The sequence below is a fragment of the Photobacterium sp. MCCC 1A19761 genome (genome assembly GCF_037389125.1).
Classification (GTDB): Bacteria; Pseudomonadota; Gammaproteobacteria; order Enterobacterales; family Vibrionaceae; genus Photobacterium.
This window is the reverse complement of sequence record NZ_JAZGTF010000022.1, coordinates 13,316-39,355: the sequence shown is the minus strand read 5'-3', so window position 1 is coordinate 39,355 and position 26,040 is coordinate 13,316. Positions and strand designations below refer to the sequence as shown.

Genomic DNA, 26,040 nt, shown 5'->3' with positions numbered 1-26,040 from the left:
AACTTGATTGAAGCATCAACAATAAGACTTCGATTAGGTACCGTGTGGAGCGGTAGTTCAGTTGGTTAGAATACCGGCCTGTCACGCCGGGGGTCGCGGGTTCGAGTCCCGTCCGCTCCGCCACTCTTTAAGAAGCCCAGTCGAAAGACTGGGCTTTTTTACGTCTGAAGATAATGTTCGCCCGTGGTCGAATGTGTCCCGCCGGAGTGCCGGCCCAGCCGTTCCGCTATTCTTTCGGAAGTCCTGTTGGAAACAGTAAGGCTGTTTCTACTGGGGGTCCCCTGGCCTGCTCTTCTAGAGCATCGCAGTTTTTGCTTTCGGCACTGGCTAGTGTATTGAGCCCCAGCGGTTTTGCTCGCGTTTATCCCCTGCGAAATTGCGATCTGCTGCGTTTATGTCGGCAGCTGGACTTCTTCAATGACGAAATGCTTCGCAAGAACTTCCAACAAGCTTTCCTTGAATGGTTCATGATGCTTCTTGCCCAGCAGGCAGGCGATTTCCTGTCCCGTCGGGGAGAAGCGGTAATAGGTAAAGGTGATGCCCTTTTTCGGTGTTCTGAGTCGATACTGATAGCCTTGGTAGCCAAACGCCAGCGGTGAGTCTGTGGCGATCTCTCCGGATTCGAGTTCCCCTCTCAGGATCAGTCCTAAATCCATGAGGATTAATAAACTGGAGTAGGGTAACTGGAAGCTGCCGAGTGGCAGTTTATCAGTAGGGCGCGGACGAAACAGAGCTAAGGCTGTTTGGCGTGGTGTCACGCCGGTGAGCAATTTCTTGTGCTCGTCTCCACCAAAGTGACAGGCCAGCATGCAGGCTCGGTGAAACATCTGGGCTTCACGTTGGGTCATTTTTCTCAGCGTATCCAGAGTGTGAATCGATGTGGTGCCAGGTGTTGTGATCTCCTGTTTGAGAACACGGCTCCAGAGCTTTTGCATGGCGGTGCTGCGAATGTTTTTCGCGATCGACAGGAAATAATGTATCCAGTCTGGATCGGGGATCCCGGCTTTTTCCTCTCCGCAGCTGTCATAGGCAAGCTTCGTGATTTGTTCCAGATTTTCTTGTTGGCGCTTTACTTCGTTGTGCTCTCTTAATCGGGCTCTTTCTAAGAGATCATGCCCTGCCTCACGGGTGATCAGGAAGTCAATGGCGTATTCACCGGCAAGGGCTTTGGCACGGCTTCGGCTGTTGAGAAGAAGTGTTGTTTTCGCATCATTCTCAGCTATAGGGACGGTGGGAGGATTGTTAACTGCTGGGATGTCATCTTGCTCTGTCTGACTCATCGCGGACTCATCAATGAAGGGGAGACGTTATTTTTATCAGCAAAGCGGCGCTTTTGGCAATATACGGCCATTTATCTGGACGAGGATCTGACTGGATGGTAGCGAAAGGTGGTGTGTGGAACGAAGGAGCCAGTTCCGAGTCCTGGCTCAGTGCCTCGTTGAAGGAATGGGTCAATAGGCGATGGTGAAGTGGCTGCCTTGAAACTGGGGTGTTTCGGCTTCGTCAACCAACGCTATTGCCAAATCTGGTAACGAAATCCTTGATTGTCCCTTCTCGTCGACCACCAGGGTATCTGTTCCCCGCCGGAACTGCCCCGTTTTCTCTGTTCCGCCAATATGTGCAGCGGGCGCCAGATACGTCCAGTGCGAGAATGTGCTCTGTTGGCAGTGAATCAGTTGCTCTGCGCAGGCTATCGCGATGTCTTTCCAGCCATCACCGACATAATCAGGATCATCCACTAAGCGTCGTTGGTCTTCCTTCGGTGAGATGAGGCCGCCCGCCCCACCCGAGATCACCAAGTGTACCTGGTGTTGAGCTGTCACATTGAGCAGGGTGCTGGTCATCTCAATTAACTGTTGCTCTTGCCCTTGCGGCGGCCGAATGGCTGCGATCACGACATCTTGCTGGCGAAGGACATCGTGATTTGAGTGGAGTGTATCAATATTGCCAATCACAGCGTTCACTTCGCTCGGCAAGCTATCTGCTTTGCTGGCTTCACGGACGAGAGCGCTCACGTCATGACCGCGTGAAAGTGCTTCTGCCACAATATAGCGACCGATATTCCCTGTTGCGCCGAGTACGAGTATTTTCATCACTTGCTCCACTTGTCTTCACTTCAAGATAAATTTATCTTGATATGAAGGTAGATGAATGTCAACTGTTTACTTTTTGCTCTGAACAGGATGAGCCGAAGCGAGAAAAGCCTAGAGGTCGTTCGTGTAGGGACGACGACCGGGAGCATACCTGGATTATCGGTTTCTCCGGCGGGGTGTGAAGTGCATCGGAGGAATGGTGTTACTTCTATCAGCAAAGGCGCTATTTTGGGAAGATGCGTGACTTTTGTGTTAATCAATGGTTAAATTTGTTGCGTGTTAGACGAAAGTAGCAGATGGAACTGAAAATGATGGAGGTACAGATGAAGAAGTCTGGAAAACGACTGGCTGACGTGCTGTTGATACTGGGGTATGCCTCAATACTGGCTTATCTGGCGATGAACGTGTAATTGCCATTTTTTGATCAGATAAGCCAGTCTATTTTACATTGAGTTAACGTTCTTGGTGGCGGTCACATATCGTCATATGCTTCCAATGCTGTGCCTTCTAACAGATATCCCACCTCTGCCACTTCGTGGCTAATATGCTGCGTTTGTAATTTTCCGACCACATAAACCACATCCCACAACTGCTGGATCGGCGCGCCTTTGGCAAACTTGACATAGATGATTTGATTCGGTGGCGGCGGCGGCACGTGAATACAAGCCCCGAAATAAGGCACCAGTAAAAACTCCGTGATGGCCTTATCATCTCCTTCTAAGGGAATCACGAAGCCGGGAATTTTCACGGTACTGCCGTTGAGTTCCGGGCGAACGGCACCAATTCTTGATTGCTTGGCGGCATCTCCCTGATGATCCAATGCTGGCATCGCATTTTGATTGAATTGATTGCGCTCTTTTTCCGGTACCAGATCGAGCCAGTCCAGGGTTAACACGTCACTGCCATGGGCAATTATCGGCAGCCAGCAGCAGAAGAGCAGTAGCCATTTTTTCATTGTTGCTTCCTTAAACTTTAATTGTCATGCCGTCGGCCAGCGAGTGCTGATAGGCGCGTAATGCCGGGACTAAACCAACGAGTATGCCCGCCATCTGGACGATTCCGAGTAGTGTGAACTCATAACGTGTCGGGGCGCTGATCTCGATAAACAACCCGAAGTGCTGCTGAATGAGCGGCTGAGCCACGGTCATCAGGCCGTAGAGCACCCCGAGCCCGAGTGCGATCCCGGTTGCGGTCAGCATGGTGGCTTCGCTGATCAGCAGAAAGAAAATATGACCGGGCCGGGCTCCCATCGCGCGAAGGATTGCCATTTCCCGGCGGCGTTCATTTAAGCTGGTCAGCAGGCTGCTGAGCATTCCGAGCAGTCCGGCGATAACGACGAAGCCGGAGACGATCAGCAAGGCCTGTTCGGCGACGGACATCATCCCCCACAGCTCATGCAACGCGATCCCCGGCATAATGGCACTTAACGGCTCGCTGGGGTAGGTGTTGATGTATCGCTGCATGGCGAAGGTCTGAATTTTGGAATTCAGGCCCAGCATGAACGCCGTGATTTGCTTGGGTTCGAAATGGTGATTGGCCAGGGTGGCAGCGTCCGGGGTTGTTCCCAGCCGGGCACCGGATTCCCAGCCGACATGGATCGCTTCGATAGCTTCTAAAGAGACATGGACACTGCGATCAACCGGTGTACCGGTCGGGGCGAGGATCCCGACGACCTTGAAGGGAAGGTTATCATGGCGGCTGAACGCCTGATCGCTGATGCCATGGGCGATGATGATCTCGTCGCCCACTCGGTAGTTCAGCTGGCGGGCAACTTCAGCACCGACGACGGTTTCAAATAAGCCGGAAAATGGGCTTCCGGCAACGAATCGCAGCGGTTGTTTGCGTCCGTATTGGTAATGGTCGAAATAGGCGCCGCTGGTGCCGATGACCAGGTAGCCGCGGTGAGAGTCTCCCAGAGAGATCGGGATGGCCCATTTCACACTGCGGTGCTGACTAATTTCCTGATAGCTTTGCCAGTCGATATTATTGGTGGCATTGCCGATCCGAAACACCGAGTACAACAGTAAATTGACCTGTCCGGCGCGCGCCCCTACGATGAGGTCGGTATTGGAAATTGTATTGGCAAAGCTGGCTTTGGCTTGGGTGCGCACCCGCTCAACGCCCAGTAACAGAGTAACGGAAATGGCGACGGTCAGTAGTGTCAGGAGCGCTGTGGTTTTGCGGTTGGCCAGACTTTGCCAGGCCAATCGGACAATCGCGATCATAAGGAACTCCTTTGGGCGGCCCGGTTGAGCTGGTCCAGTGTCAGACAGCGGTCGAACAGCGGCTCCAACGTGGCATCATGACTGACAAACAGCAGGGTTGTGCCAGCTTGGTCGCATTCCGCCATCAGCAACTGAATGAAGGCTTCGCGGTTCTCCTGATCCAGCGCCGAGGTCGGTTCATCGGCGATGAGCAGTTCAGGCTGGCCGATGAGCGCCCGGGCTGCGGCTACCCGTTGTTGCTGGCCGATACTGAGTGCATGAATCGGCTGGGTTAAGGTCGATTCCGGCAAATGAAGTTGGTTGATCAGCCGCCGGGCCTCCTGGGTCATCGTGCCATTGAGTTTCTGCGTCCGCTGCGGGGAAAAACGGCAGGGCAGCAGGACGTTGTCGAGCACGGACAGGTAAGGCAGCAGATTAAACATCTGAAAGATATACCCGATATGGTTGGCTCGAAATTGATCGCGCCGGGTTGGTTTGAGTGTACTGAAGGGTTGTTCCAGTAAGGTGATCTCCCCAGCATCGGGCTCGGTGATCCCCGCCAGCAGGCTCAGCAGGCTGGATTTGCCACTACCGCTGGGCCCTTTGAGGAACACTTTTTCGCCCTGGCGAATGGTGAGGGACGGAATGTCGAGCAGCGGTGCAGCTTGTCCCGGCCAGCGAAAGCTAAGGTTGGAAACTTCGATTACGTTCATATCATATCCCAGGTGGGAAGCATCCTTCCCACCCTGTTTGGTTATTTCTCGGATCCTCAGAAGGTAAACACGGTTTGTCCCGGCGTGAGTTGAGCCGTGTTCTGACGGGTGTCGGTCACGGCCTGGACGGTGACCTTCTCGCTGCTTGGGAAATGGCTGAACCAGTGAACTTGCATCGTCTTGAGTTGCTCGATGTGGTCACAATGGAAAGTATATTGCGCTGAAAACTCGCCGTGCTGGTGCGCCTCGTGATGTTTATGATCATGTTCATCGTGGTCGTCATGGGCGCGGCGTTCATGGCCATGCTCATCGTGGTCGTCATGGCCGTGGTGTTCATGCTCATGTTCGCCGTGGCTGTCGTGATCGTGATGTGCATGATCATGATCTTCATGCGCATCACGGGTCAGCGTCTCTTCGACCTGTGCCTCACGAAGCTGGCAATGGGCCGCTGGTGTGAATGCGAGCAGTGTGTCGGGTTGCTTGAGCCGGCTCATGGCCTCTTTCACCGCCTGTTGTTGGACCGGGGTTTCAGGCGCATGCTCAAAACCGACAATGTCCGCGCCGGGGGCTGTGATCTCCAGTAACAATTCCCGGCCATCCTGGGCCAGGTTCATCTCGACCACCCCGTGGACATGAGCGTCGTGCTGACGATAGGTGTGGTGATCCGCCTGTGCGTATTGGGTGAATGTCAGCGTGCCCAGCATCAGCGCGCAGTGAGAAAGACGAAAAGAAGGCATAGTAACTCCTGTAAATCGGAAACATTAAAAGGATGAAAAAGATGAATTACAGGCGTTGACGGGCGGGGCACGTGCCAGGGGGGGATTGGGTCGATCATGGCCGGCCAAACATGGCAGCGGAGCACCATGAAGTGGAGCGGACGTTGCGTGCCACAAAGGGAGCGAAAATGCACCGGTGGCATCGGTTGCCAGATGGCAAATCGTACAGGTTTGCACATGGTGATGCAGGGGATCGGCATCCAGTGCATGCAGCACAGACATTGGCCCGATCAGGGTGATCAGGCCAACATACAAGATGAAGTAAAACCGGGCTAACCCGGGAGAATACCGAAACACGTCAGCAACAAATCCATCATGGCTCACAACTGTAATAATATAACATTACTTTTTAGGGACGGTCATGGTTTTGTTGCTGTTGCGTGTGTTTGGTGAGTGATTACAACTGACGCTTGATCAGATTGATGGCCGTCGCAATCTCATCCTGGCTCAGCTTTCCTTCTTTGACAAACAGCACGTTGCTGGCGTTGTCGAGCACAATGATGGCGGAACTCTCTTCCTGCAATGCCCAGGTGCCATGGACCTGGCCATCAGCATCCAGCACCATGGAAGACCAGGAGAACTCACGCTTGCTGTCTTCGGCTGAAGACTTCACAAATCCTCCGGTACCCCAAATCGAGTCATCCTGGTTGATGATCGTCGTGGTTTGATATTGATCTGCCGGGAAACCCGCCGCGGTAATGGCCTGCATCATCTCGGCGTTCATTTCTTTGGCTGAGCTGCGCCCGGCAATCGCCTGGATCACCCGAACCTTGCCGGCCAGTTGGCTGGTATTCCATGGCTGATAGGTAATGTCATCGCCTTGCAACATGATCTCCCCCGGGTTGGTGACCGTAGCTATAGGTAGCGGCTGACCGACGTTGAGCGTGTGTGCGGTTGCAATGCCTGGGAGCAGGGCGGCAAGTAAAGCGATGATTGGCTTCTTATTCATTTGTATTTATTCCGTTTATTGTTAGACGCTCAATTATCTTAGAACAGTTACGGTCAACTGGTAAAACCAGTTGAAAAAAGTCGATCTGGGTCACCCAATCGCGCTGATTCAAGTAAAAGGCGCGACGCCTAATCAAAGCAGGCGTTATGCAACGGCGCGCTATCTGTTCTACAGTGAATATTTAATTTAGGGGTTCTTGACACATTTATCCGTAAGCCTAAAACGATGGCGGCGAAACGAATCCGTTACGGCATGGTCTGATGGAATAGCAATGAAAAGGGGACTGTATGTTCAGGGTTTTTAAGCATTATCGTCCGGGCCAGGTGGCTCGCTTTGTGAAAAGTTATTATCGGGGGCGTCTTTTTATCATGGGCGTAGGGGCGTATGAATTTGATCGCGGACGTCTGTTACCCCCGAAAAGCCAGGACCTCAATGCCCTGGCTGTTTTATCGGAAGTCAATCGGGAAATCCAGTTGCTGGAAGCCGATGTGGTGTGACGGTTATGATGATGAGAGTTGCGGCGGCAGGCAAACCCCGGTCCCGCCCAGCCCGCAATACCCGTTCGGGTTTTTTGCCAGGTATTGCTGGTGGTAATCTTCGGCAAAATAGTAGTTACCGGCCGGTGCGATCTCCGTGGTGATCGCGCGTTGAATCTGCTGCTCGGCCAGAGCCTGCTGGTAGCGCGCTTTGCTTTCGGTGATGCATGCCAACTGTGCCTCAGATGTGATGTAAATCACAGAGCGGTATTGTGTCCCGATATCATTTCCCTGCTGCATGCCCTGCGTCGGATCGTGGTTTTCCCAAAACTTGGTCAGTAACGTTTCCAATGAGATTTGCTGCGGATCGAACAGGACCCGGACCACTTCCGCATGGCCGGTTTTGCCGGTGCAGACTTCCTCGTAGGTCGGGTTTGGCGTAAATCCACCGCTATAACCGACGGAAGTGCTGTACACCCCGGGCAATTGCCAGAACAGTCGCTCTGCACCCCAGAAACAGCCCATGCCCAGAATGATACTATCCAGCCCTGCTGGCAGCGTGTCATCGAGCGGTGTGCCGTTCACGGCGTGGGGAAGTGAAGGGATGATGGGAGTTGCGCGGCCAATCAAAGCAGCTTCCGGCGCGATCATCTGTTGTTTCGTTACGGACATTGTTATTTCCTTTTACCCAGTCTTCACAAAGAAAGTAGAGGAATCCGGAACGACAATCAATACTGCGTTGCAAACAGCCGAAAAACTGGCAGTTAGCGTGTCCCTTTGTCAGAATGACTTATGCATATAAAGAAACAACAATAATGTTCACTAGTGAAGTCAGTGAAGAATGAATAAACATTTTAAGCGGTTGAGCTTTACCGCGCTTGCTTTAGCGTGTTCTGCGCCGGTCTCCGCAGAAACAACGTTGTCCATTCAGGGGTTAAGCGGAAAACTCGAAGACAACGTCGAGGCTTATGTCTCGGCGATCCCGAAAGAAGATTACAGTACATCGGTCCGGTTTCGCGAGCAGCTGGAAGGTGAAATTGAAGATGCCCTGAAGGCGTTGGGACGCTACCAGCCGACTTTTTCCTACGAGATCCAGGAAGAAGGGGACAACACCCAGATGACCGTGACGGTGGATGCCGGACCAGAAACGCGCATTGCCCGTCGTGATATTCGGATCACCGGGATGGCAAAAGATGATCCGGATTTTCTGGCTTTGGTGCAGGAATCAGGGCTGGGACTCGGAAAAATCCTCAATCACGGCAAATATGAATCGCTGAAGTCGTCCCTCAGCAGCCTGGCGCTGCGCAAAGGTTATTTCGACGCAGAGCTCATCCAGAGCAAGCTGGAGGTGGCGCCGACCCGTAGCGAAGCCTTTATCACGATTGAGTTTGCTTCCGGGCAGCGATACCGATTCGGGGACACCCTGTTCACCGGCAGCCAGATTGAAGAGAACCGGCTGCGTTCTCTGATGCCCTATGAAGAAGGAGAGCCCTACCTGGCGTCCAGCCTGGGGGAGTTTAACCAGCGTTTGTCGCGGGTCGGCTGGTTCTCCTCGATTTTTGTCGGCGGTGATATCGAGCATCTGGAAGAAGATCAGATCCCGATCAAGGTTACCGTGGAGCCGCAGGTCAAAAACCAGGTCGAAACCGGTATCGGATATTCGACGGATGTCGGCCCCCGGTTGAAATTCAACTGGCGCAAGCCCTGGCTGAACAGTGCCGGGCACAGCCTGGATATCAAAACGGAAATCTCCCAGGTTCAGCCCAAGGTTGAGGCGGTCTATAAGATCCCGCTGGAAGATGTCCTGAACGACTATTACCAGATCGTCGGCGGGATCCGCTATGTCGATAACCACGACACCATCAGCACGGAAACCAGCCTGGGGGTCGAGCGCCACTGGCAGTTGGAGTCCGGATGGAAACGGGTCGCCTCGCTGCGCTATCTGTATGAAAACTATAAACAGGGGTCGGAAGAATCCGGCGTGTTGAGAATGCTGATCCCGGGGATCAGTTATGATCGGACCCGGTTGCAGGGCGGAACCATACCGACCTGGGGCGATAAACAGCTGATTTCCATCGAATACGCCGACCCGATGTGGGGCTCGGATACGCGCGTTGCCCATTTTCGGGGCCGGACGGCCTGGATCCGCAGTGCGGGTGAGGATAACCGCGGGATTGCGCGGATTGACGGTGGTGCGGTGATCGCCGATCAGATCGAGGATGTGCCGCCGTCGATGCGTTTCTTCGTCGGGGGGGATTTCAGCCTGCGCGGTTACAGCTATGAATCCATCGCGCCCATGGACAGCAAAGGCAAGCTGATCGGGGGGAAATACATGCTGACCTCGACCCTGGAATATCAGCATCGCGTCTATGAAAACTGGTGGGGTGCGCTGTTTTTCGATTACGGCTCTTCCTGGAGCAACACGCCGGACTGGTACCGTGGGGTCGGGACCGGTGTGCGCTGGGCATCTCCGGTGGGACCGATCCGCCTGGATTTTGCATGGGGATTGGATAAGGACAGGGATAAGTTCCAGATCCACTTTACGCTGGGGCCTGAAATATGATCTGGTTAAAACGAATTGCATGGGGAGTGCTGGCCCTGTTGTTGGTGATCGTCATTACGGTCGCTGCGTTTCTGTATACCCCGGCCGGGGTTAAAATTGCGGTTTGGGGGGCGCAGAAAGCGCTGCCGGCCCTGTCGGTGGGGGACACTTCGGGAAGCCTGTTGCGGGGCTTCACTCTCGAAACGGTACAGTATGATGATGCGCCGATTGCGCTGTCGGCGGATCGGCTTCGGCTGGAGATTGACGACAACTGCCTGTTGATGCCGGCGGTATGTATCACCGAGCTGGGAATTTCCGGTGTGCAGTTTGCGATGCCGGAATTACCGCCGCCGGGGGCCGAGGAGCCTGAGTCGCCGTCTGAGCCGGTCACCGAAATCGTCATGCCGTTGCCGATCCGCGTCGAACGGGTCGTGCTGGATGACATTGCGCTGGATATCCTGGGGAACCAGGTTGCCTGGCGGCATTTCTCCACCGCGGCCGAGATGGAAGGGAGCCGCCTGGTGCTCAAGCCGACAGATTGGGAAGGGATTAGCCTGACTCTGGCTCCGGCGGCCCCGGCGGACAGCTCGCAGACGCCGTCATCGGCACCGCCAGCCACAGAGCCGCCGACTGCGGAACCGATTGTGCTACCGGAAGTGGTGTTGCCGCTGGCCGTGGAGGTACAGCAATTTACCGTCAAGGATTTCACCTTACAGGGGGAAACCCCGCAGCAGGTCCGTTTGCTGGATCTGGCCGCGACGGCTGAAGGGAGCAATGTCATTATCCAGAAGCTGCTGGTGGACGTGCCGCAAGCCAAACTGGATGCGACGGCAACGGTGGCTCTGACCGCGGATTATCCCTTGCAGCTCGATGCCGCTCTGGACATTGCGATGGCACCAGTGCAAAACCATCAGTTGCAGCTCAAGGCAGGTGGCTCTCTGGAGAAGCTTTCGTTGGATGCTAACCTGAAAGGGACGATTGATGCGGTGCTCAAGGGCTCCCTGTCACCGCTGGATCCGGCGCTGCCGTTCGATATTGACCTGACCAGCCGGCATATTCAGTGGCCGATTGATCAGAAGGCCGAGTTTGAGGTCTCTGACACCGCGGTCAAGGCCGACGGCAATCTCAATGATTTTACCTTTAAGGTGGCGACTGCCGTCGATGGCGTGCCGATGCCGGCGGTGAAAACGGCACTGGAAGGCCAGGGCGATCTGACGCAGGTCACGTTGAAGAAACTGACCGTCGAGACCCTGGGCGGAACCATTACCGGCAATGCCAAAGCCAGCTGGAAAGATCAGGTCAACTGGCAGGGCGCGCTGGATTTCAGCCACATTCAGCCGGGGCTGGAGTGGCCGGAAGCCCAAGGGGACCTGAGTGGCAAGTTGCGCACCTCAGGCGGGCTCACCGAACAAGGTGGCTGGTATGTTGAGCTCCCGGAGTTGGCCGTCGATGGCCTGCTGATGGCGCAACGCCTGACATTGGATGGCCAGCTCAATGCCAGTGATCAAAGTGGTCAAGGCAATCTTGAGCTGGTGACCGAACGACTGCGACTCCAGCATGGGCCCAACGGTCTGACGGCGAAAGGTAAGCTGAGCGAAAGCTGGGATATGACTGCGCAGGTGAATGCGCCGGATCTGTCCCGCTCGCTGCCGGATGCCAAGGGGCGGATCCAGGGGAACATCGTGTTGAGCGGCAAGATGGCCGAGCCGGACATTGATGTGCAGCTTGATGCCAATGGGTTGGCCTGGCAGGAACTGGCGACGCTGGAGCAGTTGAGTCTGAAAGGTCGGGTGACGCCGATGCCGGCGTTGAAGGCGGATATCCGCCTCAATGCCAGCAATGGCGTGGCGGAAGGTGCCAAGCTGAAGACCCTGTCGCTGGCCTTCCAGGGGACGGAAGCCAAGCACCGGTTGGTGCTGGATCTCGATGCTGAGCCGGTCAGCGCCGCGCTGCAACTGAGCGGGCAGCTCAACCGTGAAACCGGTTGGCAGGGGATCTTGCAGCAAGGCGAGATCGGGACCGAGATTGGCCCGTGGCGTTTGAACCGGCCGACTAAACTGGGTTTTGGCTTCAAAAATCAGCGGGTCAGCGTCGCACCGCATTGCTGGCAGCAGGATAAATCGGCCTTGTGCCTGACCGAAGCGATGGAAGCAGGGGCTTCGGGTCATGCGAAACTGGCGGTGAACAACTTTGATTTTACCCTGATTGCACCTTTTGTGCCGGACAACGTACAGCTGAAAGGGGCCCTGGGGGCCACGGTTGAAGCAACGTGGGCACCTGAAGCTGCGCCCTATGTGAAAGCGCAGGTATTGCTACCGGCGGGCACTGTGGTGAAGCAGGACGATCTGCAAGCCGAGCCGCTGAAAATAGGCTGGGAACGGGTCATCCTCAATGCCGAGGTGAAGCGCAATGTGCTCCGGTCGGATTGGGCGATCAACATCCGGGATAACGGGAATATTACCGGCCAGGCCCGGATCACCGAACTCACGGGCGAGCAGCAGCTGGATGCCCGGGTGAAAATCGATCGGTTTACCCTCGGGTTCCTGGCGCCGCTGATCCAGGGCTACGAGGAGTTCGATGGCCAGGTGAATGCCGACCTGCTGGTTCGCGGGCCGGTGATGCACCCGACGGTCAACGGGGTGCTGAATATCACCCGGGTGAAGGCGATTGGTCGTGAGGTGCCGCTGGATATCAATCATGCCGATATCACAGCAACCTTTAGTGGCTATAGCGGCACGCTGCGGGGTGAGTTGCTGACGCCGGACGGCAAGCTGCGGCTGCAGGGCAACGGGAACTGGCAGGATCTCGCGGCCTGGCAGAGCCAGTTGCAGGTCAACGGCCGCGAACTGAAGGTGAATGTGCCGCCGATGCTGGCGCTGAAAGTGTCGCCGGACCTGACCATCAAGGCCTCGCCGCAACTGGCGGAAATCTCCGGGCTGGTGGAAATCCCCTGGGGGCGGATCACGGTTGATCAGTTGCCGGAATCTGCGGTGGCGGTGTCGGATGATGAGATTCTGCTGACCGATGATTTGCAGCCAATGGAAACTGAGCCGGCGATCCCGTTTGCGGTGAAAACCAACGTGCGGGTGAAAATCGGCAACAATGTGAAGTTGTCTGCCTTTGGCCTGAAAGCCGGGCTGGTGGGGGAGCTGAATGTGCGTCAGCAGGACAAGGGGCCGATGGTGTACGGGGAAGTGAATCTGCGCCGCGGGACCTATCGTTCGTTTGGCCAGGAGCTGTTGATCCGCAAAGGGCAGATCCTGTTTACCGGCCCGGCGGACCAGCCTTACCTGGCGATTGAAGCGATTCGGAATCCGGACAGCATTGAAGACGACGTGACGGCAGGGATCCGGGTGAGTGGCCCGGCAGACGAGCCGCGGGTGGATATTTTCTCCGACCCGGCGATGCCGCAGCAAAATGCCCTGTCTTACCTGCTGCGCGGAAAAGATATTGATACCGAGTCGGGCAATAGCGGCAGCGCCATGACCACCGCCTTGATCAGTATGGGGCTGGCGAAAAGCGGCCAGTTGGTCGGGAACGTCGGGCAAGCCTTCGGGGTTCAGGATCTGGCGCTCGACACCGCCGGCTCCGGGGATGATTCCCAGGTGACGATCAGCGGTTACATAGCGCCGGGGCTGCAGGTGAAATACGGTGTCGGGATCTTCAATTCAATTGGGGAGTTCACGGTGCGTTATCGCCTGATGAAAGATCTGTATGTTGAAGGGGTCTCCGGGCTGGATAGCGCGGTCGACCTGTTGTATCAGTTTGAGTTTAACTAAGTTCCCAGGAGCGAAGGTGGAAAAGGTGTTTGTCTACGGCACGCTGCGTGCGGGCCAGTCGAACCATCAGTTGTTACGGCATGCGGCCCGGTTGGGTCGCTGTCAGCTGCCGTCCGGATATCGGCTGTATGATTTCGGCGACTATCCCGGGGCGATTCGCCAACCGGCGGGCAGCGTGTTGGTCGGGGAGGTCTATGAAGTCGACAGTCCGACGTTTGCCGCGCTGGATGTCTTAGAGGAGTACCCGGCCGTTTATACCCGCGAGCAAGTTGAGACGGCATTCGGGATGGCGTGGATCTATCTGTATGTGCAGTCGGTGGCAGGATTGCCGGTGATTGCGCATGGCGACTGGTGCCTGCGGCAAACGAGCTAGCCTGCATTGCAGGGGGCTATCGCCTGATAGCCGGATAAAAGAAAGCGCGCCTTGCGACAAGCAAGACGCGCTTTTTTAAGCACTCAGCAACAGATTATTTCTCTTGCGCGCGCTCGAAAGAAGACAGGATTTCAGCTTTCGCTGAAGCTGCATCTTCCCAACCGTCAACTTTCACCCACTTACCGGCTTCCAGCTCTTTGTAACGCTCGAAGAAGTGTGTGATTTGTGCTTTCAGCAGCTCAGGCAGATCCTGAACGTCCTGAATGTGGTCGTATTCTTTGGTCAGCTTGCTGTGCGGTACTGCAACCACTTTCGCGTCTTCACCAGACTCGTCAGTCATCTTCAGGACGCCAACCGGACGGCAGCGGATCACTGAGCCTGGTACCAGTGGGTACGGGGTTGGAACCAGAACATCAACTGGGTCGCCGTCCAGAGACAGCGTGTTGTTTACATAACCATAGTTGCATGGGTAGAACATCGGCGTTGCCATGAAACGGTCAACGAATACAGCACCGGTGTCTTTGTCGATTTCGTATTTGATTGGATCCGCGTTGGCAGGGATCTCGATCACGACATAGATATCTTCCGGCATGTCCTTTCCTGCAGGCACCTGGTTAAGGCTCATGATGTTTTTCCTTTTGGTGAATTAACTGGATGTAGATGTGTAGAAATAATAATACCAACTTCATCTGCGCGTTGTCTATTTGGAGCCGCGTTTTCACCGGGGGTGGTGCTGAAAATGGCGGATAAAGAAACAGGCTGCCGGGGCAGCCTGTTGAAAGTCAAATCGAGGGGGCATTACTCGTGGTCCGGGAATTCGGCCAGGAAGGCTTCCACATTGCGAACCATTTTGGTTGAGCCAACGAAGAAAGGCACCCGCTGGTGCAGCTCGGTTGGCTTGAGATCCAGGATCCGGTTTTTGCCGTCAGAGGCGATGCCGCCTGCCTGCTCGATCAAAAAGGCCATCGGGTTGCATTCATACAGCAGGCGCAGCTTGCCGTTCGGATGCGTCGCTGTGCTTGGGTACATGTAGATGCCGCCCTTGAGCAGGTTACGGTGGAAGTCAGCAACCAGCGAACCGATATAGCGCGAAGTATAAGGACGGTTATCCGCCGGTACATCTTCCTGGCAGTGTTTGATGTACTTCTTCACGCCCATCGGGAAGCGGATGTAGTTGCCTTCGTTAATCGAGTAGATGCGGCCGTCTTGCGGAATTTGCATATTCTCGTGCGACAGGCAGAACACGCCCAGAGACGGATCGTACGTAAAGCCGTGAACCCCATTCCCCGTGGTGTACACCAGCATGGTCGACGAGCCGTAGATAATGTAACCGGCCGCAACCTGGCGGTGGCCCGGCTGCAGGAAGTCTTCTTCAGTTGGCGGGGTGCCGACAGGCGACACGCGCTGGTAAATTGAGAAGATGGTCCCGACGGAAACGTTTACGTCAATGTTCGAAGAACCATCCAGTGGGTCCATCAACACGACATACTTGGCGTTACGGTTCAGCTCTTTGTTGAAGGCGACGGCTTCGTCTTCTTCTTCACTGGCCACACCACACACCTGATCACGGGCTTCAAGGGCAGCTTTAAATTTGTCGTTGGCATAGACGTCCAGCTTTTGCTGCTCTTCGCCTTGCACATTTTCTTCGCCAACAGAGCCGGTGATGTCGACCAGACCTGCTTTGTTGATTTCACGGTTAACGATTTTCGCTGCCAGCTTAATCGAACCCAACAGTGAAGAAAGCTCACCGCTGGCGTGGGGGAAGTCAGTTTGTTTCTCGACAATGAACTCGCCAAGGGTTCTCATATTGGACATATACAATCCTTGCATCTTGTTGTCATTGGGGCTGTTAAGTCAGGTACAATGTCTCTGGTGGACAATTTATGTACCTTTTGTCAGGCAAGATGCCTGTGATTACGTGCTTTCTTTGCGTATAAAGAATTGTATATAAAGATCTTTTTTATGGTACTGAAGTAACGCTTTCGCGTGAAATAAACAACAATTAATCCAGTGAGCCGACAGTTATGCATATCCATATCCTCGGAATTTGCGGCACATTTATGGGCGGTGCCGCGATTCTTGCCCGCCAGCTGGGCCACAAGGTAACCGGCTGCGATGCAAACGTTTACCCGCCAATGAGCACCTTACTTGAATCGCAAGGCATTGAAATAATTCATGGTTATGATCCTGCGCAGCTCGATCCGGCACCAGACCTCGTGGTCGTGGGCAATGCCATGAGTCGGGGCAATCCTTGTGTGGAATATGTGCTGAACCATAACCTGCGTTATACCTCCGGACCGCAATGGTTGCAGGAGATTCTGCTGCACGATCGCTGGGTCCTGGCCGTTGCCGGCACGCACGGCAAGACCACGACGGCCAGTATGCTGGCCTGGATCCTGGAAGATTGTGGCTATCAGCCGGGATTTTTGGTCGGTGGCGTGCTCGGAAACTTCGGTGTTTCCGCGAGGTTAGGAGAAAGTATGTTCTTTGTCGTCGAAGCGGACGAATACGATAGTGCTTTTTTCGATAAGCGTTCTAAGTTTGTTCATTATCGACCACGGACCCTGGTTATGAACAACCTGGAGTTCGATCACGCAGATATTTTTGACGATTTAAAAGCGATTCAACGCCAGTTCCACCATCTGGTGCGCACGGTGCCGGGCAATGGCCGGATCCTGGCGCCCAAAGGCGTAGCGACGATTGAGCAAACGCTGGCCATGGGATGCTGGAGTGAGCTGGAATATACCGGCGAGGACGGTCACTGGCAGGCTCGCAAGCAAATCGCGGATGGCAGCTGCTTCGAGGTCTATCTGGACGGCGCACTGGCCGGCGTGGTGAACTGGGATCTGGTGGGCGATCATAATGTCAGCAATGCGCTGATGGCGATTGCCGCGGCCCGCCATGTCGGCGTGACGCCGGATCTGGCCTGTGAATCACTGGGTAAATTTATCAACACCAAGCGCCGCCTGGAGCTCAAGGGTGAGCAGGGCGGTGTCACCGTCTATGACGATTTCGCTCACCATCCGACTGCGGTCGAACTTACGCTGGGCGGTTTGCGCGCCAAAGTCGGCAATGCGCGGATCCTAGCGGTGCTGGAGCCGCGTTCCAATACCATGAAGCTGGGCGTGCACAAGCTGGATCTGGCCCCGGCACTGGCCCAGGCCGACGAAGTCTTCATTTATCAGCCGGACAATATTCCCTGGTCGGTGAACGAAATCGCCGAGGCTTGCAGCCAACCGGCGCAGACCGATGGTGATCTGGATGCGCTGGTGGCCAAAATTGCCGCCGCTGCGCAACCGGGCGATCAGATCCTGGTGATGAGCAACGGCGGCTTTGGCGGCATCCACGATAAATTGCTGGCGGCCCTGGCCCGGAAAGAAGAGTGAGTACAAAAATGCACGACAAACGGATCACCCTAGCCTGGACCGGCGCTTCCGGCGCGCCTTACGGCTTGCGCCTGCTCGAATGCCTGCTGGCGGCGGATTATCAGGTGTACCTGTTGATCTCCTCGGCGGCGCGGGTGGTTTTGGCCACTGAGCACGGGCTGAAGCTGCCTGCCGGCCCCGAGGCGGCGAAGCAGGCTCTGACGGCTTACCTGAAATGTGATGCCGACAAATTGGAAGTCTGCGGCAAGGAAGACTGGTTCTCGCCGGTAGCATCGGGATCGGCGGCGCCGAAGCAGATGGTGGTCTGTCCGTGTTCGGCCGGGACCCTGGCGTCGGTCGCACACGGGATGTCCGATAACCTGATTGAGCGTGCTGCGGATGTGGTGCTCAAAGAGCGGGGGCAGTTGTTGATGGTGGTGCGCGAAACGCCGTTTTCGACCCTGCACCTGGAAAATATGCTCAAGCTGTCCCAATTGGGGGTTACCATCATGCCGGCGGCACCGGGTTTTTATCACCAGCCGACCAGCATTGATGATTTGGTTGATTTCATGGTGGCCCGGATCCTGGACCATCTCGGGGTTGAGCAGGGGCTGGTACCGCGCTGGGGGTATGATCAGCGCGCGGTGTCACAACCGAGCTGAGCGAAACTGACCGGATGATTTGAAAAAGCCCGCAGTTGCGGGCTTTTTGTTATAGGTAAAGGTTCACAACGTCGGTGATTATTCAGGTAAGTGCGCCTGGGGCTTGATCACCATGACATTGATCGGAGAGTTCTCGACCACTTTGGCCGCGACCGAACCCAGCATCACCTTGTCGAGCCGGGAGCGCTTGTGGCTCGGAATAATGATCAGATCGGCACCGACCCGCTCGGCATGCTCTAAAATCGTCGCCCAGGTCTTCCCTTCCGAAACATATTGGTGGTGAATCAATTCATCCGGAATATGCTTGGCCGCAAAAGCTTTGAGCTGGTGCTGGGAATCCTGCATCATTTTACGGGCGGCATCTTTGGGGAAATAGCTCGAGACCATCGACATGTGAATGCCGGGCAGGACATTGAGCAGATGGATGGTGGCATTGGATTGTCGGGCCAGCCAAACCGCCTGCTCGACGGCTTTATCGGCAAAACCTTCTTCATTCAGATCAACGGGCACTAAAATCTGTCTGTACATATTATTATTCTCTCAGAGGTAAAGGGAGAGCGCGCTCTCCCTATAGTTTAGACCTGTATGGTTTGTCCTTAACCGGGCTAGGCCGTGACGAGCTGGCGGGCACGCCGCCGCTGATTCCACCCTAATGCGCCCAGCAAGAGCAGGGTCGGTACAAAGACCCACTCTTTCATTGGCCGCTCGGCCGGCAAGCTCACCTGGGTGATTTCCCAGTCAAAATCGATCCCGGCCGCTTCTGCCGCACTGCCGAACTCAATCAGGTCGACCAGCATTTTGTCGCCGTCCTGGCGGAGCATCAGGCCGGTTGAGGCGATCCGCGCTTTGGCATCCCCGGCATCGGCGTCAAGTGGCAGCAGAACATGTTTGCTCACTTGCTTGCCTTCTAGGTTTTCCCCGCTGACCTGGAGCTCCAGCGGCTGACCGGTGGTCAGTTTCCCGGCGACCTCCTGGATGGCCACACCCGGCATATCCAATTTAGGCGGATACACCATATCCCACCAAAAACCCGGGCGGAAAAGTGAGAAGGTGATCAACAATAACGCAATCACTTCCCACCATTTGGTTTTGGTAAACCACCATCCCTGGGTGGCGGCCGAGAAAGTCAGCATGGCGATGATGGCTGAACTGACGGTCAGGAACAGGTGCCACCAGGAATCGATGTCCATCAGTAACAGCTGGGTGTTGAAGATGAACATAAACGGCAGGATGGCGGTCCGGATATCGTAGGCAAAGCCCTGGATACCGGTGCGGATCGGATCACTTTTGGCGATGGCGGCCGCAGCGAAGGCGGCGAGGCCGACCGGCGGGGTATCATCGGCGAGGATCCCGAAGTAGAACACGAACAGGTGTACAGCGATCAACGGGATGATCAAGCCGCTCTGGGCGCCCAGGGTGACGATGACCGGGGCCATCAGGGTGGAGACCACAATATAGTTGGCCGTTGTCGGCAAGCCCATGCCGAGGATCAGGCTGATCACTGCGGTAAACAGCAGCATCAGCATGATGTTGCCGCCTGAGATAAACTCGACGAACTCGGTCATCACCAGGCCGATCCCGGTTAGGGTGACGACCCCGACCACGATCCCGGCCGCAGCCGTGGCCACGCCGATCCCGATCATATTTCGCGCGCCGGAGACCAGGCTTTCCAGCAGATCTACGCCCCCTTCCAGCGCGGCTTCAGCCAGTGATTGCTCCCGGTTAAACAGCGCCAGCAGTGGACGTTGGGTCAGCAGGATGAAAACCATAAACATGGTCGCCCAGAAGGCTGACAGCCCCGGCGAGAAGCGCTCAACCGTCAGACACCAGACCAGCACCACAATCGGCAGCAGGAAGTAGAGGCCGGATTTTATGGTCGGGCCCGGATCAGGCACTTCGGTGATTTCGGCATTCGGATCTTCGAGCAGATGATCCTGGTAGCGCGAGGACAGTTTGATCAGCGCGACATAGGCGATCAGGATCACTACGGCAATCATCGGCGTTGCCGCCGCACCGAAGACATCTTTGGTCCAGCCAATACCGTAGTAAACCGCCGCACTTATCACAACCAGTCCCAGAATTGTGCCGCAAAATGACAGCAGGCTCTGCGCCAGGGTGGGTTTGTAGCGTCGATTGAGCCCGGTCATCCCGGCTTTACAGGCTTCCAGGTGGACGATGTAGAGCAGAGCGATATAGGAGATCAGCGCAGGCAACAGGGCTGCCTTGATCACCTCGACATAGGAAATCCCGACATATTCGACCATCAGAAAGGCCGCAGCCCCCATGATCGGCGGGGTCAGCTGGCCATTGGTCGAGGCCGCGACTTCCACCGCCCCGGCTTTGGTGCCCGGAAAGCCGACTTTTTTCATCAGCGGAATGGTGAAGGTCCCGGTGGTGACGACGTTGGCAATCGACGAGCCGGAAACCAGGCCGGACAGGCCGGATGCAACGACTGCAGCCTTGGCCGGTCCGCCGCGCATATGGCCCAGCAGGGAGAAAGCCACTTTAATAAAGTAAGCCCCGGCTCCGGCACGCTCAAGCATGGCGCCGAACAGGACAAACAGGAACACGAATGAGGTCGAGACCCCCAGCGCGATCCCGAATACGCCCTCGGTGGTCAGCCACAGGTGAGACATGGCCTTGTTCAGGCTGGCGCCTTTGTGGGCAATGACGTCCGGCATATAGGGGCCGCCGAACGTGTAGAGCAGGAACAGGGCGGCCACCACCATCAGTGGTGGCCCGAGGGCCCGGCGGGTGGCTTCCAGCAGCAGGATCATCCCGGTGACGGCGACGATGATATCCACGCCGGTCGGGGCGCCGGCCCGTCCGGCAAGCTGGGTGTAGAACAGGTAGATATAGGCCGCGGAAAAGCTGCCGGCAAGGGCCAGCAGCCAGTCAACGACCGGGATCCGATCTCTGGGCGACCGGGCCAGGGCCGGATAGGCCGTGAAGGCCAGGAATATCGCAAACGCCAGATGGACGGATCGTGCTTCGGTGTCGTTGAGTACCCCGAAGTCGACGATAAAAGGGAGGGGCGAAGCGTACCATAACTGGAACAGTGACCAGCACAGCGGCACGAACCAGAGAATTCGGCCGGGGATACCGACAGGGTTTCTGGCCCCGGTATCAGCCTGAGCCACCATTTCCTGCACCTCTGTCGACGTCTCAGTTGTCTTCGTCATGCATCATCCTTCTTTGATGGACTAGGTAGTTATATCAATCGTGATTGTTATTTTTATAGGGTGGTGAAACAGCATGCGCCGCGTGAGCGGCGCATGAATGGCACAAGGTGCCAAAGGTTCGTTCCGGTGGGATTACTTGAGGTAACCCTTTTCCTTGTAGTAGCGAACCGCACCTGGGTGAAGTGGGATCGACAGGCCGTCTTTCACCATGTTTTCAGGGGTGAGGTTGGCGAACGCCGGGTGCAGACGCTTAAAGGTATCGAAGTTCTCGAACACGGATTTCACCAGGGCGTAGACCACATCGTCAGAGACATCGGTTGAAGACACCAGGGTCGCGGCAACACCAAAGCTGTTGGTATCGGTGTCGGTGCCTTTGTACATGCCGCCCGGAATGGTGCTCTTGGCATAGTACGGGTTATCCGCCACGATCTTGTCGATGGCAGCACCGGTGACCGGCACCAGCTTGGCATCACAAGAGGTGGTGGCTTCTTTGACAGAACCGCTCGGGTGGCCAACCACGTACACGAAGGCGTCAATTTTGTTATCACACAGGGCTTGCGAGCGCTCGGAGCCTTTCAGCTCGGATGCCAGTTTGAAGTCTGCGTTGGTCCAGCCCATTGCATCCATCACCACGCCCATGGTCGCGCGGTCACCGGAGCCCGGGTTGCCGATATTAACGCGTTTGCCTTTCAGATCGGCCACACCGTTAATGCCGGAATCTGCGCGGGCAATGACGGTAAACGGTTCGGTATGAAGGGAGAAGACCGCGCGGAGTTTCTTATACGGGCCCTGCTCTTCAAACTTGCTGGTGCCGTTGTAGGCATGGTATTGCCAGTCGGACTGAACAACACCGAAATCCAGCTCGCCGGCACGCATGGTGTTGACGTTATAGATAGAGCCGCCGGTTGATTCAACCGAACAGCGAACGTTGTATTGTTTGCGTTCCTTGTTGACCAGCTTACAGATGGCACCGCCAGTCGGATAGTATACGCCGGTCACAGAACCTGTTCCGATCGTGATAAAGTCCTGGGCGCCGGCCAGACCACTGGTGGTCATGGCAGCTGCTAATGCGCTGATTTTCAAGATTTGTTTTAATGCCATGTTAATCCCTTCCTAATTGTTGTTATCTCCAGTATGGATACGTGTTCCATCGGTGGAAAAGGCATATTTGCTGAAGCAAATCAAAATGATGATAACAAAAGCCTAGGGAAAAATTGAAATTATGTTAAAGGCTGTGATGAAAGGAAGGCTGGGGAAAATGCGGGGAAATAAGTTGGAGGCGAATAATTATTTATATCAATCAATGGGTTGTGCAGTTTGTTGGTCAGGTGACCCAGTTTGTCTGAATGTGAACTCTCTCTCACTTTGTGGAGAGAGAGTTCCGGTCGATTCAAGCACTATAGTCAAATAGCTCGCATACTGAGTCGAACAGCTCTTTGGTGGTCAGTGCCTGGGTTGGGGTAATGAAAATGGTGTCGTCCCCGGCGACAACTCCCAGGATCCCCTCGGCCTTGCCTAGTGAATCTAATAGGCGGGCAATCACTTGTGCAGCGCCCGGACCGGTATGGATCACGACCAGGGCATTGTTGTAGCCCACTTCCATCACCAGCTCTTTCAGCGGGCTGCTGGTGGTTGGCACACCCAGCTCAACCGGCAGGCAATAGACCATTTCCATCTTGGCATTGCGGGTACGTACCGCGCCAAATTTGGTCAGCATGCGGGAGACTTTGGATTGGTTAATGTTGTCGAACCCCTGAGCTTTCAATGCGTCGACGATTTCGCCTTGTGAGCTGAATTTTTCTTCTTTGAGAATGGCTTTGAAGGCTTTGATTAAGCGCTCTTGTTTATCTGAATTTCGCATAAGTAAATTTCATATACAGGGACGAGGTGCCGTATTCTGGCACAGCCCCCGGGCCGGAGCAAACAGTGATGGCAGAAACTGGCGTGCTTGTCACCATTATAGCCGCATCTGCTGCATAATTATGTAGTGGCGGGTTTTTCCCATGGGGCCGGGAGAGCTGCATTGCGTAACAAATCATGTTATAAACATGTAGCACATTTTGTTCATGCCCATGCGTAAGCTCTCAAAGCGCGCCGGGTTTGATTGTATTTCGGGGCTTGTTGCTATAACGTCCATTCATGCCAATCAAATGAAATCATGCGCTTACTCTAAGCCGTGATTTCATTTGATTGGTATTCGGTCTGAAAAATATACTTCTATCGTAAAGGAGAACGAACATGAAAGTTGCTGTGATTGGTGCTGCTGGCGGTATCGGCCAGGCTCTGGCTCTGCTGTTGAAAAACCGTCTGCCTGCCGGCTCTGACCTGGCGCTGTATGACATTGCACCGGTAACCCCTGGGGTTGCGGCTGATCTGAGTCATATTCCGACGCCGGTATCGATCAAAGGTTACGGCGGCGAAGATCCAACACCAGCTCTGGAAGGCGCGGATGTGGTTCTGATTTCAGCCGGTGTTGCGCGTAAGCCGGGTATGGATCGTGCGGATCTGTTTAACGTCAATGCCGGGATCGTGAAATCTCTGGCTGAGAAGATTGCCGTGGTTTGTCCGAAAGCCGTGGTCGGGATCATCACCAACCCAGTAAACACCACCGTTGCTATTGCAGCCGATGTGCTGAAAAAAGCCGGCGTTTACGACAAGCGTAAACTGTTTGGTGTGACCACTCTGGATGTGATCCGCTCGGAAACGTTCGTTGCAGAGCTGAAAGACTTGGATCCAGGTCAGGTGTCTGTACCGGTGATCGGCGGCCACTCTGGCGTGACCATCCTGCCGCTGCTGTCTCAGGTTGAAGGCGTTGAGTTCACCGAAGAAGAAATCAAGGCACTGACGCCGCGTATCCAGAATGCGGGTACCGAGGTTGTTGAAGCCAAAGCCGGTGGCGGTTCTGCAACCCTGTCGATGGGTCAGGCGGCATGTCGCTTCGGTCTGTCTGTGGTTCGCGCGCTGCAAGGCGAGCAGGGCGTTGTCGAGTGTGCTTATGTTGAAGGCGACGGCAAACACGCGCGCTTCTTCGCACAGCCAGTGCTGCTGGGCAAAGACGGTGTGGAAGAAATCATGGATTACGGCACGCTGAGCGCTTTTGAGCAAGAAGCGCTGGAAAGCATGCTGGACACCCTGAAAGGTGATATCAAGCTGGGTGAAGAGTTCGCGGCCAAATAAGCTGAAGTGAACTGCCTGGAATAGAAAAAGCGGCCAAAGGCCGCTTTTTTTGTCTGCCGATGTAGTTGCCTGCTGATGTAGTTGTCTGCTGATGTTGTGGCTGGCTGAGAAAGGATGGCGGTCAGGAGTTCGCCGCCCCCGACGTGGCGCCGGATCAGTAGTAGCTGTCACAACCGGTATGCAGTTGGGGCTGCTCTTTGATGTCGTCGCAGTTGACGTTGATACGCTTGTGATCGCGCATGTTCTCGACAATGGCAGTATTGTGCTCGACGTCTATATCAATCACTTCTGCCACGCCTTCCCGGCACTCTACCCACATTCCGCGCTTCAGATCTTTGGCTTGCATGATCGACCTCCATGGGATCGGTTTGGATCGGTCTTAACTTCTGGATCTGTTTTAACTATAGAACACCGCAAAGATCCGGCGATCGATGCCGGTTCAGATCGGGATCTTAAGGCAAGGATCCGGAGCAGGATCCCAGCCAGAGGAGCGTTGACGGACACAAGATTGGCGGCACAAAAAAGCCTGCACGATGGCAGGCTTTCGGATGCGGACGTCTCGCGGAGTTACTTATTGCGGTTGACGGCCAGGTGCGCCAGGGCGATCAGCGCTTCTTTGTGCTCAGACTCCGGCAGGATCGCCAGGCTGGCAATCGCTTTCTCGGCTTCTTCTTCCGCCCGCTGCTGGGTGTAGGCCAGGGAGCCGACTTCACGCATGCAGGCCAGGATTGGCGCCAGCTTGTCGAGACCGTTGCCCTGCTCGATGGCTTCTCGAATCATCGCAGACTGCTCAGCAGTGCCGTGGTGCATCGCATGGAGCAGCGGTAGGGTTGGCTTGCCTTCAGCCAGATCGTCACCGACATTCTTACCCATTTCGTCGCCATCGGCGGTGTAATCCAGCACATCGTCAATCAGCTGGAACGCCGTGCCCAGGTACCGGCCGTAATTTTGCAGGGCAACTTCGACTTCCGGCGGTGATTCAGCCAAAATGGCAGCGACCTGGGTCGCGGCTTCAAACAGACGGGCCGTTTTGGAGTAGATCACCTGCATGTAGCTGGCTTCGGTGGTGTCGGGATCGTTGCAGTTCATGAGCTGCTGTACTTCGCCCTCGGCGATCACGTTGACCGCTTCACTCATGATGTCGAGGATCTTCAAAGATCGCAGGCTGGTCATCATCTGAAATGAGCGGGTGTAGATATAATCGCCGACCAGGACACTGGCCGCGTTGCCGAACATGGCGTTGGCCGTGGCTTTGCCGCGACGCATATCCGACTCGTCGACTACGTCATCGTGCAACAGGGTCGCGGTATGGGTAAATTCAATGAAGGCGGCTGCGGTGGTGTGCTTGTCGCCCTCGTAACCCAACGCACGGGCCGCAAGAACGGCCAGGATCGGGCGCAGACGCTTGCCGCCGCCGCTGACAATATAGAATCCGAGTTGATTGATGAGCGCCACTTCAGAGTTCAGCTGCGCCAGTATCTTCGCATCGACTTCCGCCATATCGTTGGCGGTAAGTGCTTGGATAGCTTTGAAGTCCATTGTACATCCAGCAAAATTGTTGCCGCACCAGGCGGAATGATTCAGGGTATGCAACTCAACGAGCACTCGATCTCACCAATCCGATAGCCTGCAGGCACTTTGATCTCGGTCGGTGACGGGGACCGGGCGGTTGCTTCGGCGCTTTACATCCCGGCGGGTAAAGCAGCTTTTCGCTACGCCTTGATTTGTCGAGTGAGTTTTGTGAATTCA

At 55.4% G+C, this 26,040-nt stretch carries 24 protein-coding genes and 1 tRNA gene; 8 read left to right on the top strand and 17 right to left on the bottom strand.

Annotated features, from left to right (window positions below; genetic code table 11):
* Positions 1 to 46: 46 nt before the first annotated feature.
* Positions 47 to 123 (top strand) — tRNA-Asp (locus tag VV869_RS18025).
* A gap of 269 nt (positions 124 to 392) precedes the next feature.
* Here the strand turns inward: VV869_RS18025 and VV869_RS18020 are convergent.
* The 8 genes from VV869_RS18020 to VV869_RS17985 all read right to left on the bottom strand — a co-directional run bounded on the left by VV869_RS18020 (position 393) and on the right by VV869_RS17985 (position 6,735).
* Entirely contained in the window at positions 393 to 1,280 is an 888-nt protein-coding gene (locus tag VV869_RS18020) for a TIGR03899 family protein (RefSeq protein ID WP_337736301.1), read from the bottom strand.
* A gap of 171 nt (positions 1,281 to 1,451) precedes the next feature.
* Positions 1,452 to 2,093, bottom strand: coding sequence for an NAD(P)-dependent oxidoreductase (locus VV869_RS18015; protein WP_337736300.1), 642 nt, complete (start codon positions 2,091 to 2,093; stop codon positions 1,452 to 1,454).
* Positions 2,094 to 2,565: 472 nt separating this feature from the next.
* Complete coding sequence (locus tag VV869_RS18010; RefSeq protein WP_337736299.1) at positions 2,566 to 3,048, bottom strand: DUF3299 domain-containing protein; 483 nt, start codon at positions 3,046 to 3,048, stop codon at positions 2,566 to 2,568.
* Positions 3,049 to 3,058: 10 nt separating this feature from the next.
* Positions 3,059 to 4,318, bottom strand: coding sequence for an ABC transporter permease (locus VV869_RS18005; protein ID WP_337736298.1), 1,260 nt, complete (start codon positions 4,316 to 4,318; stop codon positions 3,059 to 3,061).
* On the bottom strand, positions 4,315 to 5,010 hold the full coding sequence (locus VV869_RS18000) for an ATP-binding cassette domain-containing protein (RefSeq protein ID WP_337736297.1): 696 nt from the start codon (positions 5,008 to 5,010) through the stop codon (positions 4,315 to 4,317). The genes VV869_RS18005 and VV869_RS18000 overlap by 4 nt, the downstream gene beginning before the upstream one ends.
* A 56-nt stretch (positions 5,011 to 5,066) precedes the next feature.
* Positions 5,067 to 5,747 (bottom strand): zinc uptake protein ZrgA, encoded by a 681-nt coding sequence (zrgA, locus tag VV869_RS17995; protein ID WP_337736296.1) that lies wholly within the window; start codon positions 5,745 to 5,747, stop codon positions 5,067 to 5,069.
* A gap of 24 nt (positions 5,748 to 5,771) precedes the next feature.
* Positions 5,772 to 6,083, bottom strand: a complete 312-nt coding sequence (locus tag VV869_RS17990) for a hypothetical protein (protein WP_337736295.1) — start codon at positions 6,081 to 6,083, stop codon at positions 5,772 to 5,774.
* 100 nt (positions 6,084 to 6,183) lie between these two features.
* On the bottom strand, positions 6,184 to 6,735 hold the full coding sequence (locus VV869_RS17985) for a YtfJ family protein (protein ID WP_337736294.1): 552 nt from the start codon (positions 6,733 to 6,735) through the stop codon (positions 6,184 to 6,186).
* A gap of 287 nt (positions 6,736 to 7,022) precedes the next feature.
* On the opposite strand from VV869_RS17985, the gene VV869_RS17980 reads away from it, so the two are divergent.
* Positions 7,023 to 7,232: a DUF1107 domain-containing protein gene (locus VV869_RS17980; protein WP_337736293.1), complete on the top strand. Its 210-nt coding sequence runs from the start codon at positions 7,023 to 7,025 to the stop codon at positions 7,230 to 7,232.
* 3 nt (positions 7,233 to 7,235) lie between these two features.
* Here VV869_RS17980 and msrA read toward each other — a convergent pair whose 3' ends face one another.
* Positions 7,236 to 7,883, bottom strand: a complete 648-nt coding sequence (gene msrA / locus VV869_RS17975) for a peptide-methionine (S)-S-oxide reductase MsrA (protein WP_337736292.1) — start codon at positions 7,881 to 7,883, stop codon at positions 7,236 to 7,238.
* A gap of 169 nt (positions 7,884 to 8,052) precedes the next feature.
* Between msrA and tamA the strand changes: the two genes are divergently transcribed.
* From tamA to VV869_RS17960, 3 genes are read left to right on the top strand one after another with little or no spacing between them, the layout of a single operon-like run.
* Complete coding sequence (gene tamA, locus VV869_RS17970) at positions 8,053 to 9,774, top strand: autotransporter assembly complex protein TamA (protein ID WP_337736291.1); 1,722 nt, start codon at positions 8,053 to 8,055, stop codon at positions 9,772 to 9,774.
* The gene (gene tamB / locus VV869_RS17965) at positions 9,771 to 13,532 is read left to right on the top strand and encodes an autotransporter assembly complex protein TamB (protein ID WP_337736290.1); all 3,762 of its coding nucleotides are present in this window, start codon (positions 9,771 to 9,773) and stop codon (positions 13,530 to 13,532) included. Before tamA ends, tamB begins: the two co-directional genes overlap by 4 nt.
* Before the next feature lie 16 nt (positions 13,533 to 13,548).
* Positions 13,549 to 13,905, top strand: a complete 357-nt coding sequence (locus tag VV869_RS17960) for a gamma-glutamylcyclotransferase family protein (protein WP_337736289.1) — start codon at positions 13,549 to 13,551, stop codon at positions 13,903 to 13,905.
* Between the two features lie 94 nt (positions 13,906 to 13,999).
* Here the strand turns inward: VV869_RS17960 and ppa are convergent, their stop codons facing one another.
* Positions 14,000 to 14,530, bottom strand: coding sequence for an inorganic diphosphatase (ppa, locus tag VV869_RS17955; protein ID WP_261601069.1), 531 nt, complete (start codon positions 14,528 to 14,530; stop codon positions 14,000 to 14,002).
* Positions 14,531 to 14,703: 173 nt separating this feature from the next.
* On the bottom strand, positions 14,704 to 15,720 hold the full coding sequence (fbp, locus tag VV869_RS17950; protein ID WP_337736288.1) for a class 1 fructose-bisphosphatase: 1,017 nt from the start codon (positions 15,718 to 15,720) through the stop codon (positions 14,704 to 14,706).
* A gap of 209 nt (positions 15,721 to 15,929) precedes the next feature.
* Between fbp and mpl the strand changes: the two genes are divergently transcribed.
* Positions 15,930 to 17,291 (top strand): UDP-N-acetylmuramate:L-alanyl-gamma-D-glutamyl-meso-diaminopimelate ligase, encoded by a 1,362-nt coding sequence (gene mpl, locus VV869_RS17945; RefSeq protein ID WP_337736287.1) that lies wholly within the window; start codon positions 15,930 to 15,932, stop codon positions 17,289 to 17,291.
* An 8-nt stretch (positions 17,292 to 17,299) separates the two neighbouring features.
* Positions 17,300 to 17,932, top strand: a complete 633-nt coding sequence (locus VV869_RS17940) for a flavin prenyltransferase UbiX (protein WP_337736302.1) — start codon at positions 17,300 to 17,302, stop codon at positions 17,930 to 17,932.
* A 78-nt stretch (positions 17,933 to 18,010) separates the two neighbouring features.
* Here the strand turns inward: VV869_RS17940 and VV869_RS17935 are convergent, their stop codons facing one another.
* From VV869_RS17935 to argR, 4 genes are all read right to left on the bottom strand, one after another.
* Entirely contained in the window at positions 18,011 to 18,460 is a 450-nt protein-coding gene (locus VV869_RS17935; RefSeq protein ID WP_337736286.1) for a universal stress protein, read from the bottom strand.
* A 77-nt stretch (positions 18,461 to 18,537) separates the two neighbouring features.
* The gene (locus VV869_RS17930; RefSeq protein ID WP_337736285.1) at positions 18,538 to 21,114 is read right to left on the bottom strand and encodes a TRAP transporter permease; all 2,577 of its coding nucleotides are present in this window, start codon (positions 21,112 to 21,114) and stop codon (positions 18,538 to 18,540) included.
* Positions 21,115 to 21,246: 132 nt separating this feature from the next.
* Positions 21,247 to 22,215 (bottom strand): TAXI family TRAP transporter solute-binding subunit, encoded by a 969-nt coding sequence (locus VV869_RS17925; RefSeq protein ID WP_337736284.1) that lies wholly within the window; start codon positions 22,213 to 22,215, stop codon positions 21,247 to 21,249.
* 289 nt (positions 22,216 to 22,504) lie between these two features.
* Positions 22,505 to 22,975, bottom strand: a complete 471-nt coding sequence (gene argR / locus VV869_RS17920; protein ID WP_255388670.1) for a transcriptional regulator ArgR — start codon at positions 22,973 to 22,975, stop codon at positions 22,505 to 22,507.
* A gap of 377 nt (positions 22,976 to 23,352) precedes the next feature.
* Between argR and mdh the strand changes: the two genes are divergently transcribed.
* Positions 23,353 to 24,291: a malate dehydrogenase gene (gene mdh / locus VV869_RS17915; RefSeq protein WP_337736283.1), complete on the top strand. Its 939-nt coding sequence runs from the start codon at positions 23,353 to 23,355 to the stop codon at positions 24,289 to 24,291.
* A gap of 154 nt (positions 24,292 to 24,445) precedes the next feature.
* On the opposite strand, the gene VV869_RS17910 is transcribed toward mdh, so the two are convergent.
* Together VV869_RS17910 and ispB are read right to left on the bottom strand one after the other, a co-directional pair.
* Positions 24,446 to 24,637 carry a hypothetical protein gene (locus tag VV869_RS17910; RefSeq protein ID WP_337736282.1) on the bottom strand — a complete coding sequence of 64 codons (192 nt, stop codon included), beginning with the start codon at positions 24,635 to 24,637 and terminating at the stop codon, positions 24,446 to 24,448.
* Between the two features lie 221 nt (positions 24,638 to 24,858).
* On the bottom strand, positions 24,859 to 25,830 hold the full coding sequence (gene ispB, locus VV869_RS17905; protein WP_337736281.1) for an octaprenyl diphosphate synthase: 972 nt from the start codon (positions 25,828 to 25,830) through the stop codon (positions 24,859 to 24,861).
* Between the last annotated feature and the right edge of the window lie 210 nt (positions 25,831 to 26,040).